Raw genomic sequence first — 14,846 nt, forward strand, 5'->3', positions numbered from 1 at the left:
AGAGCCGCGGCGCGTCACGATCGCGGCGGGCGTTCGAGGGCACGGGAGCAGTCTCATGGGGTCAGGTCAGCTGGTGGCGGTGTTCGGCGCGTACGGTCACACCGGGCGGTTCGTGGTCGCGGAGCTGGCCGCGCGCGGGTTCGTCCCGGTGCTGTCCGGGCGCAACGCGAAGGCATTGGACGAACTGGCCGACGAGCACGGGCTGGAGGCCCGGGTGGCGTCGGTCGAGGACCCTGCCGCGCTCGACCGGGCCCTGGCGGGAACGGCGGCGGTCATCAACTGCGCCGGCCCCTTCGCCTCGACGACCGGCCCCGTGATCGAGGCCGCACTGCGCGCGGGGATCCCGTACCTGGACGTGGCCGCCGAGCTTGAGGCAAACCTCGACACCTTCGCCCACTACCGCGAGCGGGCCCGGGACGAGGGAGCGGTGATCGTCCCGGCCATGGCCTTCTTCGGCGGTCTCGGCGACCTGCTGGCCACCGCGGCGATGGGCGACTGGACCGAAGCCGACGAGGCACACATCGCCTACGCGCTCAGCAGCTGGCACCCCACCTCCGGCACCCGGCTCTCGGGCGCGGTCTCCCGCGAGCGCCGCGGCGCCAACCGCCTGCGCTACAGCGGCGGTCAGTGGGAGCGCCGCACCGACGACGCGCCCACCCTGCAGTGGACCTTCCCGGACCCGATCGGATCCCGGCCGGTGATCGGGGAGTTCACGATGGCGGACGTCGTCACCGTCCCCCAGCACCTGTCCATCCCCGACGTGACCACCTACATGACCACCGAGGCGGTCCGCGACATCGCCGCCCCCGACACACCCGCCCCTACCGCGGCAGACACGAGCGGGCGCTCGGACCAGACCTTCCTCGTCGACGTCGTCGTACGCTCAGGCGGTACCGAACGCCGCGCCACCGCCAGTGGCCAGGACATCTACGCCGTCACCGCGCCCCTCGTCGCCGAGGCCCTCGACCGCGTACTGACCGGTCGCACCAAGACCATCGGCGTCGCCTCCGCCGGTGAGATCTTCGACGCCCCGGACTTCCTGCGCGCGCTCGCCCCGACCCTCACGCTGGACCTGGACGCGCAGGGGCGGACCGTCTGACCCCGTTATCCGCCCGGCTGGCCACGCTGACGCATGAAGAGCACCACCAACACCCCAGTCAGCGCACGGGACCTCATCCGTGCCATCGACTGCCCGACACCACGCGGGGAGCGCGCCGCGATCCGAGGCCGCCGGTCAGGCGGGTGCTCCAGCCAGGACCTCCACCTTGCCGGTGTCGAGCGAGTAGTAGGCACCGACCACGGCGAGCGCGCCCTTGGCCACGAGCGGGGCCAGATCCGCGTTGGACCGTAGATCGGCCGCGGTCAGCTTCACCTGGGCGCGGGCCATCGTGTCGACCGGATCGGTGCCGCCCTCCTTCACCGCCTGCTCGTACGCGGGCCGGAGCGCCTTGACGATCGCCTGCAGATTGCCGGGCAGCGGCTTGTCGTCACGAAGCGACTTGTACGCGGCCTCGACCGCCCCACAGCGCTGATGCCCCAGCACCACGACGAGCGGCGTGCCACTGGTCATGGGCCCGTACTCGACCGACCCCGTGACCACCGGCTCGATCGCCTCCCCACCCGTACGCATCACGTACAGATCACCGAGCCCCGTATCGAAGATCAGCTCCGGCGGCACCCGGGAGTCGATGCACGCCAGTACCGACCCGAACGGCTCCTGCTCCTGCGCCACGAACTCCCGCCGCTCCGGATCCCGGTCGGGGTGCTGCAACTCTCCGCTGACCCAGCGCTTGTTGCCCTCCATCAGCCGCGCGAATGCCGCGACGGGCGTGGTCGGCCGCACCTCCGTCGTAGCAGTGGAACTGGCCGCCGGTGTGGCGGCGCTGGTCGCCGAACAGCCCGTCAACGCGACCGCGGCGCTCGCCACCCCGCCGACCAACAGCGCCCTCCGATCCGGACGCCCAGCACTGTCCATCGCTCGCCCCCTCGTCCCCTCGACGCCGCTCGGCCACGGTCCGCTGCCGTGACCAGGCCGATTGTTCAGCGGGGTGGGGGTGAGGCGGCGGCAGGCGCATGCGAGGACAGCCCATATTGCCGCAGATGGCCTACGGCACCGGCTCGGGCGGGGCGAACGCAGGCGCGGCTCGGCCGCCGTCACGCGGTGCGGCAGGGCCGCCGCCTCGCCCATGAGCCCGTCCGGCGGCACCAAAGGAGCGGCTTCGGCGACCCGGATCTTCCGCCGCCCACCCGCCCGGGCGTCAGCTATTGCCCGCTGCCGCGGGAGGGAGGGTACTTTCCCACAGTCCTTTACCGGGTGGGCGTCACGGGCACCCTCAGCCGATCGGCCGGAACCCGGAAACTCGGCGCTCGGTCTCACCTGCGGGATGTCGTACACGCAGCCGCCGGCGCGGAAGCCCACGTCCCACATGTGCCAGCGCGGTCGACGGGCCCGCGGGGTGGAGCTGGGAGGCGGTCGGCGTTCGGGCGCGTGATCATGGAAGGGAGGGCCAGGGCAGGGGGCCCCGGATCGAGACTTTGGAGGCAGGGATGGCGAGGCTGAGGGGCGGTTGCCGGACGGAGGGCGGGTCGTGAGGTCGGCGGGCGCGGGAGTGTCCTCGTGAACGGCGCCGGTGTCGGCGGGGACGGACTCGTGGGGCAGACCGTGGTGGTGGTCGGGGGGAGCGCGGGTATCGGGCTTGAGACGGCTCGGCAGGTGCGCGCGGCCGGCGGCGAGGTGATCCTGGTCGGGCGCGATCCCGAGCGGCTGCGGAAGGCGGCGGACGAACTCGATCCGGTGGGCACGGCGGCGTTCGACGCCAACGATCTCGACCGTCTCGAGGAGTTCTTCCGGGATCTGCCCGGCACGGTCGACCACGTACTGGTCACTGCCGGCGGTCCCGTCTACACACCCCTGGCCGACCTGGACGTCGCCACCGCGGGCCGCCACTTCGCTGAGCGGCTGGCCCTGGTCCTCGCGGTCGGCAAGTACGGTCGTGACAAGGTCAGGCCCGGCGGCACACTGCTGTTCATCGGCGGCACCGGCGGCCGCCGACCCGCCCCGGGCATGAGCGTGATGTCCGCGATGACCGCGGCCCTTCCGGCCCTGGTCGCGAATCTCGCCCTTGAACTGGCGCCGATCCGGGCGAACGTCATCGCCGCCGGGTTCGTCGACACCCCGCTCTCGGCCTCACTCCTGGGCGACGGCCTCGAAGCGCGACGCGCGGAACTGCGGGCCACTCTCCCCATCGGCCGCGTCGTCGGCCCGGCCGACGTCGCCGCGCTCGCTCTCCACCTCATGACCAACGAAGCGCTCACGGGAGCGACGTACGACATCGACGGGGGTCAGCAGCTCCTGCCGCACTGAAGTTACGGCTTCACGCCCGCACTGTCCTCCGTAGCCGTGGGGCTCGGGGAGGTGGACGTCGGTGGGGGAGAGGTCGGGGGCGGCGTGGAGGGCGTGCTCGTACCGGTGGTGGACGGTGTGGGCGTGGGGGCGGTGGTGTCCGGGATCCGCGGGTCGGTGGTCGGGCGGTGGGACGGTGTGCCGGTGCTGCCGTCCGGCGGCGCGGGGGTGTGGCCGGTGCCACCGGAGCGCTGCGGGGTGTGGCCGGTGAAGGCGTCGCCGACGGTCGTGCCCCGTCCGTGCCCGCTGATGTTCTCTCCGGCGAGGGCCTCGTAGCAGGTGATCCCGCCCATCGTCAGCCCGAACGCGAGCGCGACGGCCACCACGGGTCGCTTCCAGCCGCGCCGCCCGGCCGCCCGGTACGAGGTGGGCGCGCCGTAACCGTCCCGCCCGCCGTGATCGGTCGGCTCATCGACAGAGCGGACCCGTCGGACGCCGGTACGGCCCTGCGTGGCGACCTCCTGCACATGCCGCCCGGTGCGCCGGAACAGGTGCTGGAGGACCGACCCGCCGCATGTACCCAGCACGCTGACCACGCCAGCGCCCACAATCGTGCCGTAGACCCCGAGACCCGAGGCGAGCTTTGCGGCCACGATCGCGGCGACCGCGCTCCCCGCCACCTGCGGCACACTCAGGTCGAGCCTGCCGTGACGCGCCGCGGCATCCGCCTTCTCCGCCGCGCGCCCCGCGCCACCCTGTGCCTCGCCCATGCCGGAATCCGTCCGCCTTCCCAGATCGTCCTACTCAGGGAGGGACGGGCAAGCGGAAGGACTAGTTCCTTTTGTCGGGTTTCCGTGAGGCATGCCACTGCCCGGCCCGCGGGAACCGCGCACGGCGGCCCCCGCGGTAATCCGGTTCAGCTACGGGACAGCACGGCCGCGCCCAGCATCGCCAGACCTGCGATGACGGAGCCCACGCCCCAGGCGACGATCCACCAGTGCATGTCGACGGCGACCGTGGCCGCCGTGCACTTGATGGCGGTCGGGGTGCTGCGGGTTTGGACCATCTGGCCGAGCGCGGAGTTGCAGACGCCGGCGTATCCCTTGACGGACGGGACGACGACGAGACCGACGATTAGGAGCACGACCCCGCTGAGAAGGCTTTTCATCCCTTTCGTGCCTTTCTGGATGGACGCTGTTCCTTGAACTGATGTGGGGCGGAGGCGGGTCACCCGTCGCGCTGCCACCAGCGGCGTCGGGCGGAGTGCCGCACGATGTCGCGGCCGGCTACGGCGCCGCGGGTGATGGTGACGTTGCCCGAACCGAACGACACTCCGCCGGTCTGGGCAGGCGGCGCGGCTTCCGTGGTGGCGGCTTCCGAGCCCCGGGCCGGTGCCGCGGCCGCGGCACCGGCGGCTGCCGCCTCGTCGCCGGGGACGTGCAGCCAGGCACGCGCCGCGGTCTCCTTGACGGTGACGGCGACGGCGTGGAACGCCGCCGGGGTCACCGAGGGATGGCCGTCGTGCGCGATCGTCTCGTACAGCGAGTCGGACAGGAGCAGCGCCGTATCACTGCGGGCGGCCTTGAGCGCCGCACGCAGAGGCTCGGCGTCGCACAGCCGGAAGGCATGGTTGACGGCGTGGCCGCCGATGCCCTCGCCGTCGGCGTACACGTCACCGGCGTGTGCCGCGATCCGTAGCCTGAGCAGCGGGTCGCCGCGTCGCCGACCGGACAGCGCGCGGTCCAGTGCGGGCAGGACCTCGCCGATGACGTGGGCCGCCCCGGCGCTGTGCGGGACGACGACGAGCAGCCCGTCGCCACGGTCCTCGCTGTAGCAGGACTGCCACAGCGAGGCGCCGAACGCCGTGCGGACCTCCTCGTACAAGTCCTGCCGGGTACGCATCTGCTCCCGGTTGTCCCGGCCGCTGAAGGACTCGATGTCGGCCACCACGGCCAGGGCGTGCCGTGAGCGGTGGACGTGGTCCGACGCGATGGGTGGGTGCGGGGTCATGACAGCGGGATGCCGAACAGCGACAGTTGGTGGTTCTGCGCGTCGATCAGCGAGAGGAAGATTCCGCCGGCCCCCTTGACCACCGTGTACGTGCCGCCGCTCATCTGCCAGCGCCCGCCGGACCAGACCAGGGGCACGGTGCCCTGCTCCTTGCCCTTGAAGGACAGCGGCACCTCGGCGCCGGTGGAGGTGATGCGCGGACTGCCGATGCCGACCTGGTTGACCTTGGCGCGGTAGTCGCTCGAGCGGCCGTCGAACTTGCCCTGCATGGCGGAGGCGCACCCGCCGTCGGAGGGCGCGACCATCGCGCACCAGGCGCTCGCGTCCCCGGCGCGTTCGGCGTTGCGGATCTGGGCGGTGGTGTCCGAGGCGCCGCCGGCCCCGGCCTCGGAGACCACCGAGGTGTCGATGCCGCTGCCGGAGCCGGAGCCGCCGATCACCTGCGCCGCGACGGTGCCGCCGCCGGCCAACAGCACCACGAGGACGGCCAACGAGGCCACCGGGTGTTTCTTGACGGTGTTCTTGATCTTGGTGTTGTGGATGTCGCGGCCGGCGACCTGACTGTCCCGGACCGTGACGTTGCCGCCGGTCTGAAAGCTGACTCCCGTGGTGTGGGAAGCGCCCCAGGAGTTGCTGCCCGAAGCGGCCCTGGCGGCGCCGGTCGTGTGCTCGTCGTTCACGTGCTGTCCCCCAAGGATGAAGAGTTGGTGGACACGGAAACACTTCATGGGCGCACATAAAGCGTCAACTGACGCATTTCGCGGGGGTGGTGGCCGATACTGGGCGTATGCCGTCCTCCTGCTTCCACGACCTGATCGGTACGCCGGAGCGCGACGCACTGGAACGGATCGGCCGCACTCGTCCCTACACCCGTGGTGAGCACGTCTTCTCCGAGGCGGCCGACGACGGGGCGACCGCGATCATCACCAGCGGCCGCTGCCGGGTGGTGTCCTACAACGACGACGGCCCGGGGGCGTATCTCGCGGTGCGCGGCAAGGGCGACATCATCGGCGAGATGGCCGCAGCGGCACACCGCGTAGCGCCCTCGTGGTGACGGTGACCGACGTGATCCTTCAGATGATCCCGCGGTCGGCGTTCCGACGTCTCCTGGCCACCAGCCCGGCGCTGACCGCGTGTCTGCTCGGAGTGATGGTGGAGCGGCTGCGGGAGGCGGACCGCTGGTACGCCGATCTCGCCGTCGCCTCCCCGAAGCTGCGCTTCTACCGGTTGCTGTACCGGCTGGTGCAGTGCGAGGGCACGGAGAAGCCGGGGGGCATCGAGCTGGCCGGGATCAGCCATCTCGACCTGGCCGGTTGGTGCGGCATCAGCCGTGAGTCGGTCGGCCGGCGCATAGCGGAATTACAGCAGGCGGGGGTGCTCGCCCAGGACCGCCGCCACATGCGGCTGCTGATCCCCGACCCCGAGCGGCTGCGGGAGCTGACCCGCGAACGGCCGAGCTGAGAGCTCCCGTTGGACGGGGCCGGGCGGTGGATCAGATGCCTGGCACACCGACGGCCGCGCCCCGCTCCCTGGCGCATGACGACCGCCGACTAGATCAGGGACTTGTAGCTCTGCCAGCCCCAGCCGATCTCCACGCGGGGCTGGAAGCCCCCGTAGGTCCGGCCGTCGTAGCGCCACAGGCCACCATTGCCGTCCCGGGCCACGACGTCGTTGCGGCCGTCACCGTTGATGTCGCCGACGCCGACGATCATGTTGTAGGTGTTCCAGCCGCCGCCGACGCGGGCCCGACTGCAGACGCGGCCGCCTATGGTCTGGTATTGCCAGAGGACGCCCGACCGGTCACGGGCGAGCAGCCCCCCGGCGGCGGGGAACTGCGGGCTCAGGTAGAGGTCCTGGACGCCGACGATCGTGTCGTAGATCTGGTAGCCGTACCCGGCCTTTGTGCGCGGGGCGAACGCGCCGGACCCGTTCGCCCCGTACAGGTACAGGCTGCCGGCGCTGTCGCGGGCGATCAGGTCGGGCCGGCCGTCGGAGTTCGCGTCACCGGGCCAGGTGAGCACGTCGTAGATGTTCCAGCCCGCGCCGATCAGCCGGTGCGGGCCGGCGGGCGTGAACGTGTGGGCGGCGGTGCCGTAGTACACGGTGAGGTGGCCCGTCGCGTCGCGCACGAGAAGGTCGTTGGCGCCGTCGCCGTTCAGGTCGCCGAACGGGACGAGCCGCGAGGTGGAAGGCCAGCCGCTTCCGGACGCCGACGTGGTCCGCACGCCGCCCGGCGCGCTGCCGGTGCCCGGGCGCACGTCGAGGCGGCCGGCGGAGGTCAGGGCGAGCAGGTCGCCGACGCCGTCACCGGAGTAGTCGCGGGCATGCACCCCCGTACCGCTGACGGTGATCGTGCCGGTGGTGCTGAGCGCGGGGCCGGCGCCGTCGGCCGGTACCGCGGTGAGGGACCAGGTGTAGTCGCCGTCGGGCATCGGCAGGCTGGAGCCGTAGCGGACGCTCCAGTGGACTGACGCGGAAGCACGTGCCGCGCCGCCGTGGAAGGAGGCCACGACCCCCGTCTGTCCTCGCCTGCGCACGTCCACCTGCCAGGAGGAGACCGGGCCGGTGAAGGTCCATTGCCCCTGCCAGCCGGTCGCGTCCGGCGTGGCGGTCGTGCCGACGGTGCCGCGCAGCACGGCGAGCGGCGACGCGGGCACGCCGGAGGGCAGCACGTGAGTGGTACCCGCGGTGTCGGTGTACGCGACGAAGCCGCGGTATTTGTCGACGGTCCAGGTGATGCCCCGGTCGTCGGCGTACGCACCGGCCGGAAGGTCGGCGAGTGTGCGCCCCGCGGCCGTACCGGTGTGGACGTCGGTCAGGACGAGGTGGCCGCCGGTGTGCTGGAGCACGAAGCCGTCCCCGAGCAGGGCCTTGCCCGCGGGCACCGCGACCGAGTGGCCGCGTGTGCTGTCGAAGACCCCGGCGGGACCGTCCGCGCCGCAGGACCAGTACAGCCAGCGGCCCAGCACCTGGATCTCATCCGGCACGCACGGGACGTCGGTGGAGACAGACGTGACGGTGCCCGGGGTGGCGCCGAGTGCCGTGGTGCTCTCTGTGGTGAAGGTGCCCGGGGTCGCGGTCGCGGACCAGAGGGTGCCGTTCCACAGGGCGGCGGCGACGGTCGGCCGGGTCCGGACGACCTGGCGCGTGGCGAGGTCGACCAGGTACTGCTGCCCGTTGGCCGCGCTGTCGTAGACCGCCAGGGTGCCGTCGGCCGAGGTGATCCGACCCTGGGAGGTGTCCAGGGTGACGTTCCCGTTGCCGCCCTCCTGCCCGAGGACGTCCTTGCCGAGCAGATTGGTGGACAGGTAGACGGGTGCGGCGCCCGTCAAGGTGCTGCTTCCGGTGTCGGTATCGGTGAGTGCTTCGCACCGCAGGCCGTCGCAGCGGTTCACGACGGCGTCCCAGGGCATCCGCTCCCGCTCTTCAACCCGGCCGGCCAGTTTCGGAGTCGCACTGGTGCCGAGGTCGGCGTTCTCGAGGTGCTCCCGCACGTCGAAGTCCGGGCCGGCCTCCACTCTGCTGAGCTCGCCCCGGTCGAGCGACAGGCCGAGGTACTCGGGCCGGTAGGTGGTGTAGTCACGGACGACCGTCGCGGGCCCGCCCTGCGCGGGCAGCTTGTACGTGGCCCAGCCCCCGGACCCCGTGGCCGCGTCGAAGGTCACGCCGCCGTCCGCGGTCTCGGCGGGCGGGCTGCCCATCTGGGTCAGGACGGTGGGGGCGCTTCCGTCGAGCGGGAACGACTCCACGGGAGAGGCCGTCTGCCGCCACATCAGACCGGCGTTGGCGCGGCCCAGGATCAGGGCCCTGCCAGCCAGCGCCGCCACAACGGGGCCACCGCCCGGATAGGTGGCCGCGATGTCGGCGACGACGGTCCGCGGTGTGCTGATCGCGCGCACCGTGGCTTTGGCGGCGGACGCGTCGTAGGTCCCGAAGACGCCGTCGCTCAGGAGGAGTTGCGTGCTGGTGGAGCCTCCTGACGGCTGGAGGAACGTCAGCGCACCGGTGTCGGTGTCGATCAGGCCGATCTGCTGGGCGTCCGTCCCGTGCCTCGTGAGGAACGCGACGGTGCCTCGGACCGCCTGCCACTGGCTGTAGACGTTGGTCAGGTCGAAGCCGCCCGCCGGTACGCCGCTGACCACGGTGTCGGTGAGGTCGCCCCCGGCCGCCGGAGTGAGCAGGTGCAGGATGTCGCCGGTCGCCGCGGAGGTCTGCGTGATCGCGGCCCAGCCGGTGGCGGTGGGCACGATCCCCACCACGACGTGCCCCGAAGGCACGTCGAAGTACGTCCAGGTACCCGACCGCACGTCGTAGATGCCGATCCGGGTGGGCGACTGACCGGCCGTGCCGTGCTGCACCGTGCCGACCGCCGAACCCCCGCCGGGCAGGGGCACGACCACGGGCGCGTGGGGGAGCCTTCCGAGGTCGCGGGTGACCGTCCCGTCAGCCGAGTGCCAGGTGTACTGCTTCGTGTTCACGTTGTTCATCTGGTAGGTGCCGGTGCCTTCCAGCACGTACCCGTCGGCATCGTCCGCGACCATGGCCAGGCCCACCGGACCGGTCGTGGTCTGCGACGGGATCAGCACCTCCGCCGACACCGATCCGGTGCCGGCGTGCGCGAGTTGCGGCAACGGGCCGACCGCCGCGGCGACGACGGCGAGCGCGGCGACCAGGCCGCGGTGGAACGCGCGGGTGGTACGGGTCAACGTGGTCCCTCTCGTGCACGTCCCCGCGTTCGCGCACGGGGTGTTGCGGCCCGGCGGGGTACGGCCGGTCCGTGTCGTTCGAGAGGTGGCCGCGGCTCGGAGGCGAGCGAGTGGGCGCGGCTGCGGCGCGACAAGGCGCGCCGGCGCGCAGGAAGAACGGAAGCCCCCCCGGCCCCTGGTCATCCCCCCGACAAAGACAGCGCACTGTAACAGGCGTCGCACCTGCAACGGAATGTCATTGTCGGCCTCGCTCGCCGAGCCTGCCTCGCCGAGCCCGCGCGCCTCCAGGAACGGGTCAGGGCCCTGATCCTCGGAAGGATCAGGGCCCTGACCTGCTGCTTTGGAGTCGGGGTGGCGGGATTTGAACCCACGGCCTCTTCGTCCCGAACGAAGCGCGCTACCAAGCTGCGCCACACCCCGGTGCAACGTCGTTTACTTTAGCGGACCCGGGGCGTGAGGCGAAATCCGGTTTTGGGCGGCCCAGTATGAGGGGATTTGTCCGCCCCGGAGGGGGCTAGCGGGGGGTCAGGGTGAGGAGGGTGGCTTCGGGGGGGCAGGCGAAGCGGATGGGGGTGTAGCGGTTGGCGCCGCAGCCTGCGGAGACGTGGAGGTAGGAGGTGGAGCCGGTGGCGGTGTGGGTGGAGAGGCCCTTGACGCGGTCGGTGTCGAGGTCGCAGTTGGTGACGAGGGCGCCGTAGAAGGGGACGCAGACCTGGCCGCCGTGGGTGTGGCCCGCGAGGATCAGGGGGTAGCGGTCTGCGGTGAAGGCGTCGAGGACGCGCAGGTAGGGGGCGTGGACCAGGGCGAGGTTGAAGTCGGTGTCCGGGTCGGGGCCGCCGGTGACCGCGGTGTAGCGGTCGCGCTTGATGTGGGGGTCGTCCAGGCCCGTGAGGCCGAGTACGGGGCCGGTGTCGAGCTTGAGGCGCCCGCGGCTGTTGCTCAGGCCCACCCAGCCCGCCGCGTCGAAGGCGTCGCGCAGGTCGCCCCACGGGTTGCGGATCACGCCGTGGGCGCTGTGGCTCTTGCCGTTCAGCCCGTGCTGGCCGCGCGCCTTCTCGATCAGGTAGCGGCCCGGGTTGCGGAACTTGGGCCCGTAGTAGTCGTTCGAACCGAAGACATACGTGCCCGGGAACTGCATCAACGGCCCCAGCGCGTCCAGGACTTCGGGGACGGCCTCGGGGTCGGAGAGGTTGTCGCCGGTGTTCACCACCAGGTCCGGGCGCAGGCCCGCCAGTGACTGCAGCCAGCGGCGCTTCTTGTTCTGGCCCGACACCATGTGGATGTCCGAGACCTGGAGTACGCGGATCGGGCGCATGCCGCGGGGCAGCACCGGGATCTCCACGCGTCGCAGCCGGAAGGACCGGGACTCGATCCCGGCCGCGTACGCCACACAGGCCGCGCCGGCCGCCGTCACACCGAGGGGAATTCCGTATCGCGCGAGCATGCGTCCATCGTGTCAGAGTCCGCGGCCCAGGGGTGCCAGGGGCCCGTGGGCGCCCGGGTTACGGGCCCCAGGCGCCCCCTGTCAACCCCCGCCCGGCCCTCCGCGGGCCGCCGCCGCATATATACGGCGCGGGCGCGTCCCCAGGGTGCGAAAATCGACGCATGACCACCACGCTCAAGCAGCGACTTCACGACGACCTCACCGCGGCGATCAAGAGCCGCGACGAGCTGCGGTCCGCCACGATCCGGCTCACCCTCACCGCCATCACCAAGGAGGAGGTCGCGGGTACGAGTGCCCGTACGCTCTCCGACGACGAGGTGCTGAAGGTGATCGCCCGCGAGGCGAAGAAGCGGCGCGAGGCGGCGGAGGCCTTCGCCCAGGGCGGCCGCCAGGAGTCCGCCGACCGGGAGAAGGCCGAGGGCGAGGTGCTGGCCGAGTACCTGCCCAAGCAGCTCTCCGACGACGAGCTGGTCGCCATCGTCCGGGACGCGATCGCCGAGTCCGGCGCGGACGGCCCCCGGGCCATGGGCGCCGTGATGAAGATCGTGAACCCGAAGGTCGCCGGCCTGGCGGAGGGCGGCCGCGTCGCGGCGGAAGTGAAGAAGCAGCTCGCCGGCGGGTGACACCTCCCCACCTCACCCACACGTAAGGGGCGCCCTCCACTGGAGGGCGCCCCTTACTACTACTGCCACGCGTCCTGCTAACCGCCGCCCGTCGTTCCCCCCGCGCGGCCGTTGCCGCCGCCGTTGGCGCCGCCCGTCACCAGGCCGCCAGGGAAGGTGAAGGTCGGATTGGGGTTGGGGGTGGTCCCGCCTGTCGTGCCGCCGACCGCGGTGCCGATGGGGCCGCCCGTGGTGCCCATGGTGGTGGCGCCGCCGGGGCCGCCGCCGCCCGGCTTCTTGTGGCCGTGGTGCTTGTTGTCGGGCGGGGAGTCGGTGTTCGAGGGGTCGGGGGTGGCGCCCTTGTCGGGGATGTTGAGCGGGACGGTGACGAAGGTCTCCGGCGGGGTGCCGTCCAGGGCGCCCTGGACGGCGTCCTTCCAGATCGGCGCGGGGCCGGTGGCGCCGTAGACCTTCGGGTAGTACTGGCCGCCGATGGTGATGTCGATCATCTTCACGGAGTGCCGCGGGTCGCCCATCCAGACCGCGGCGGCCATGTTGGGCGTGTAGCCCGCGAACCAGGCCGCGTACCGGAAGTCGGTGGTACCGGTCTTACCCGCGGTGTCGCGGCCGTCGAGGTTGGCCGCCTCACCCGTACCGTCGTCGACGACGCCCTTGAGCATGGTGTTGATGGTGTCGGCGGTCTGCTGCGACATCGCCTGCGAGCAGATCGACTTCGGCACCTTCAGCTGCTTGCCGTCGGAGGTCGTGGCGGACTCGATGACGATCGGGGTGCAGTAGACGCCGCGGTTGGCGAAGGCCGCGTAGGCGGCGGCCACGCTCAGCGGCGACACCTCGTTGGTGCCCAGGGTCAGCGAGGCGCCCTGGACCAGCGGCTTGCCGTCCGCGCGGCCGAGGCCCAGCTTGTCGGCCATCTTGACGATCGGGCACAGGCCGGTGTCGGCCTCCAGCGCGACGAAGTACGTGTTGATGGACTTCTTCAGCGCCTCGGGCATCGCGTAGGGACCGACCTCGGACGGGTCCTCGTTCTGCGTCTGGACGGGAGGGTTGCTGTGCACCGTGGCGCCGTCGCAGTTCGTGACGTCGGGGTAGTCCAACTTGTTGGGCGAGGGATACGTCTGCGACGGCTGGTAGCCGTTCTCCAGCGCCGCCGCGGCGGTGATGGGCTTGAACGTGGAGCCGTTCTGGAAGCCCTGGCCGCCGCCCATGTTGGCGTCCACCGAGTAGTTGATCTGCGTCTCGTGGCTGCCGAAGCCGTACGGCCTGCTCTGGCCCATGGCGACGATCTTGCCGGTGCCGGGCTGCACCAGGGTGGCGGCCGCGGCGATCTTGTCGCTCTTGTAGACGTGCTTGCTGATCCCGTTGATGACCGAGGCCTGGGCCTTCGGGTCGAGGGTGGTCTTGATGGTCAGACCGCCGGTGTTCCAGATCTTGGCCCGCTCCTCCTTCGTCTTGCCGAAGGCGGCGTTCTGCAGGAACGTCTCGCGGACGTAGTCGCAGAAGAACCCGGCGCCGTTGACGGCGGTGATGCAGCCGTTCTTGGGGGAGCTGACCTTCAGGCCGAGCGGCGCCTTCTGGGCGGCGGCGGCCTGCTCAGGGGTGATGTCCTTGAGCTGCGCCATGCGCGCCAGCACCGTGTTGCGGCGCTTGGTGGCCTCCGGCGGGTCGCTGACCGGGTCGTAGCGGCTGGGCGACTGGACGAGACCGGCGAGCATCGCGGCCTGGGTGAGGGTCAGGTCCTTGGCGTGCTTGCTGAAGTAGCGCTCGGAGGCGGCCTCGATGCCGTACGCCTGCTCGCCGAAGAAGGTGATGTTGAGGTAGTTCTCCAGGATCTTCTTCTTGCCGAGTTCCTTCTCGGCCTGGATCGCGTACTTCATCTCCTTGATCTTGCGGCCCACGGTCTGCTGGGTGGCCTGGGCGACCTTGCCCGCGTCGTCGCCCGCCTCCTCCACGAAGACGTTCTTGACCCACTGCTGGGTCAGCGTGGACGCGCCCTGGGTGCTGCCCGCCGAGGCGTTGTTGCTGAGCGCGCGCAGGATGCCCTTGGGGTCGATGGCTCCGTGCTTGTAGTAGCGGGAGTCCTCGATGGCCACGATCGCGCTGAGGATGTTGGGGCTCATCGACGTGATCGGGACGACCGTGCGGTCACGCGAGTAGACGGTCGCGATCAGACCGCCGTTGGCGTCGAGGATCTTCGACGCCTGGCTGAGCGGCGGCGTCTTCAGTTCACCGGGCAGGTCGTCGAAACCCGCTGCCGTGCCCTTCGCGGACAGGCCGAGCGCGCCGACGGCCGGCAGTGCGAGACCTGCCAGTACCACGCCGGAGAGCACGCTGACACCGAGGAACTTGGCGGCCTGCTGGGCTGACGTCAGCCCCCCGCCCGATCGCTTGTGAGCCATGCACGCAGCCTACGTTGCGATTCCACGTACGTGCGCCCAACTGTTCGCCTACTCTGTAACGGACAGGGCGCGATCATCACGGCGCGCACCTGTCTTCCTTCGTCACTCTTGTGAGTGATGAGAACTGCCCGAATTTCGGCATATGCCTGGGGACTTGAGCCCCATGGCGGGTGAAGTGTCCCTCTTCACCCCATAGATCCGATTTCGCGCCCGGTCACTCCGGTGGGTGATCTCCCGCGTACGCATAGTCCATTCGGGCCATGCAAGATTGGGCCTGAAAGGGCTGTTGCGCCGCGCCTACCTTCCGTAACGTCCTCAACTGGC

14 protein-coding genes and 1 tRNA gene are annotated in these 14,846 nt (G+C 71.2%); 6 read left to right on the forward strand and 9 right to left on the reverse strand.

The features are described 5' to 3' along the window. Positions 1-55 precede the first annotated feature (55 nt). Positions 56-1,099 carry a saccharopine dehydrogenase NADP-binding domain-containing protein gene (locus AB0M29_RS15705; protein ID WP_365382817.1) on the forward strand — a complete coding sequence of 348 codons (1,044 nt, stop codon included), beginning with the start codon at positions 56-58 and terminating at the stop codon, positions 1,097-1,099. A gap of 135 nt (positions 1,100-1,234) precedes the next feature. On the opposite strand, the gene AB0M29_RS15710 is transcribed toward AB0M29_RS15705, so the two are convergent. Beyond that, a complete protein-coding gene (locus AB0M29_RS15710) occupies positions 1,235-1,804 on the reverse strand; it encodes a carbonic anhydrase (RefSeq protein ID WP_365382818.1) in 570 nt (189 codons plus the stop codon). Between AB0M29_RS15710 and AB0M29_RS15715 the strand changes: the two genes are divergently transcribed. Continuing rightward, positions 1,794-2,027 carry a hypothetical protein gene (locus tag AB0M29_RS15715; protein ID WP_365382819.1) on the forward strand — a complete coding sequence of 78 codons (234 nt, stop codon included), beginning with the start codon at positions 1,794-1,796 and terminating at the stop codon, positions 2,025-2,027. The genes AB0M29_RS15710 and AB0M29_RS15715 overlap by 11 nt on opposite strands. A 590-nt stretch (positions 2,028-2,617) precedes the next feature. Continuing rightward, positions 2,618-3,364: an SDR family oxidoreductase gene (locus AB0M29_RS15720; RefSeq protein ID WP_365382820.1), complete on the forward strand. Its 747-nt coding sequence runs from the start codon at positions 2,618-2,620 to the stop codon at positions 3,362-3,364. 2 nt (positions 3,365-3,366) lie between these two features. Here the strand turns inward: AB0M29_RS15720 and AB0M29_RS15725 are convergent, their stop codons facing one another. The 4 genes from AB0M29_RS15725 to AB0M29_RS15740 all read right to left on the reverse strand — a co-directional run bounded on the left by AB0M29_RS15725 (position 3,367) and on the right by AB0M29_RS15740 (position 6,033). Continuing rightward, positions 3,367-4,113, reverse strand: coding sequence for a hypothetical protein (locus AB0M29_RS15725; protein ID WP_365382821.1), 747 nt, complete (start codon positions 4,111-4,113; stop codon positions 3,367-3,369). Between the two features lie 146 nt (positions 4,114-4,259). Beyond that, positions 4,260-4,511, reverse strand: coding sequence for a hypothetical protein (locus AB0M29_RS15730; RefSeq protein ID WP_365382822.1), 252 nt, complete (start codon positions 4,509-4,511; stop codon positions 4,260-4,262). 59 nt (positions 4,512-4,570) lie between these two features. Then, positions 4,571-5,353: an adenylate/guanylate cyclase gene (locus tag AB0M29_RS15735; protein ID WP_365382823.1), complete on the reverse strand. Its 783-nt coding sequence runs from the start codon at positions 5,351-5,353 to the stop codon at positions 4,571-4,573. After that, on the reverse strand, positions 5,350-6,033 hold the full coding sequence (locus AB0M29_RS15740) for a hypothetical protein (RefSeq protein ID WP_365382824.1): 684 nt from the start codon (positions 6,031-6,033) through the stop codon (positions 5,350-5,352). Before AB0M29_RS15740 ends, AB0M29_RS15735 begins: the two co-directional genes overlap by 4 nt. Before the next feature lie 107 nt (positions 6,034-6,140). On the opposite strand from AB0M29_RS15740, the gene AB0M29_RS15745 reads away from it, so the two are divergent. Further along, positions 6,141-6,407 (forward strand): cyclic nucleotide-binding domain-containing protein, encoded by a 267-nt coding sequence (locus tag AB0M29_RS15745; protein WP_365382825.1) that lies wholly within the window; start codon positions 6,141-6,143, stop codon positions 6,405-6,407. 11 nt (positions 6,408-6,418) lie between these two features. After that, positions 6,419-6,814: a Crp/Fnr family transcriptional regulator gene (locus AB0M29_RS15750; protein ID WP_365382826.1), complete on the forward strand. Its 396-nt coding sequence runs from the start codon at positions 6,419-6,421 to the stop codon at positions 6,812-6,814. An 89-nt stretch (positions 6,815-6,903) separates the two neighbouring features. Here AB0M29_RS15750 and AB0M29_RS15755 read toward each other — a convergent pair whose 3' ends face one another. From AB0M29_RS15755 to AB0M29_RS15765, 3 genes are all read right to left on the reverse strand, one after another. Further along, entirely contained in the window at positions 6,904-10,059 is a 3,156-nt protein-coding gene (locus AB0M29_RS15755) for a VCBS repeat-containing protein (protein ID WP_365382827.1), read from the reverse strand. 346 nt (positions 10,060-10,405) lie between these two features. After that, positions 10,406-10,479, reverse strand: a tRNA-Pro gene (locus AB0M29_RS15760). Positions 10,480-10,573: 94 nt separating this feature from the next. Beyond that, entirely contained in the window at positions 10,574-11,503 is a 930-nt protein-coding gene (locus AB0M29_RS15765) for a metallophosphoesterase (RefSeq protein WP_365382828.1), read from the reverse strand. A 161-nt stretch (positions 11,504-11,664) separates the two neighbouring features. On the opposite strand from AB0M29_RS15765, the gene AB0M29_RS15770 reads away from it, so the two are divergent. After that, positions 11,665-12,126 carry a GatB/YqeY domain-containing protein gene (locus AB0M29_RS15770; protein ID WP_365382829.1) on the forward strand — a complete coding sequence of 154 codons (462 nt, stop codon included), beginning with the start codon at positions 11,665-11,667 and terminating at the stop codon, positions 12,124-12,126. A gap of 77 nt (positions 12,127-12,203) precedes the next feature. On the opposite strand, the gene AB0M29_RS15775 is transcribed toward AB0M29_RS15770, so the two are convergent. Next, positions 12,204-14,522: a transglycosylase domain-containing protein gene (locus AB0M29_RS15775; protein WP_365382830.1), complete on the reverse strand. Its 2,319-nt coding sequence runs from the start codon at positions 14,520-14,522 to the stop codon at positions 12,204-12,206. Positions 14,523-14,846: the final 324 nt, after the last annotated feature.

It is taken from the genome of Streptomyces sp. NPDC051976 (genome assembly GCF_040680795.1).
Taxonomy (GTDB): domain Bacteria; phylum Actinomycetota; class Actinomycetes; order Streptomycetales; family Streptomycetaceae; genus Actinacidiphila.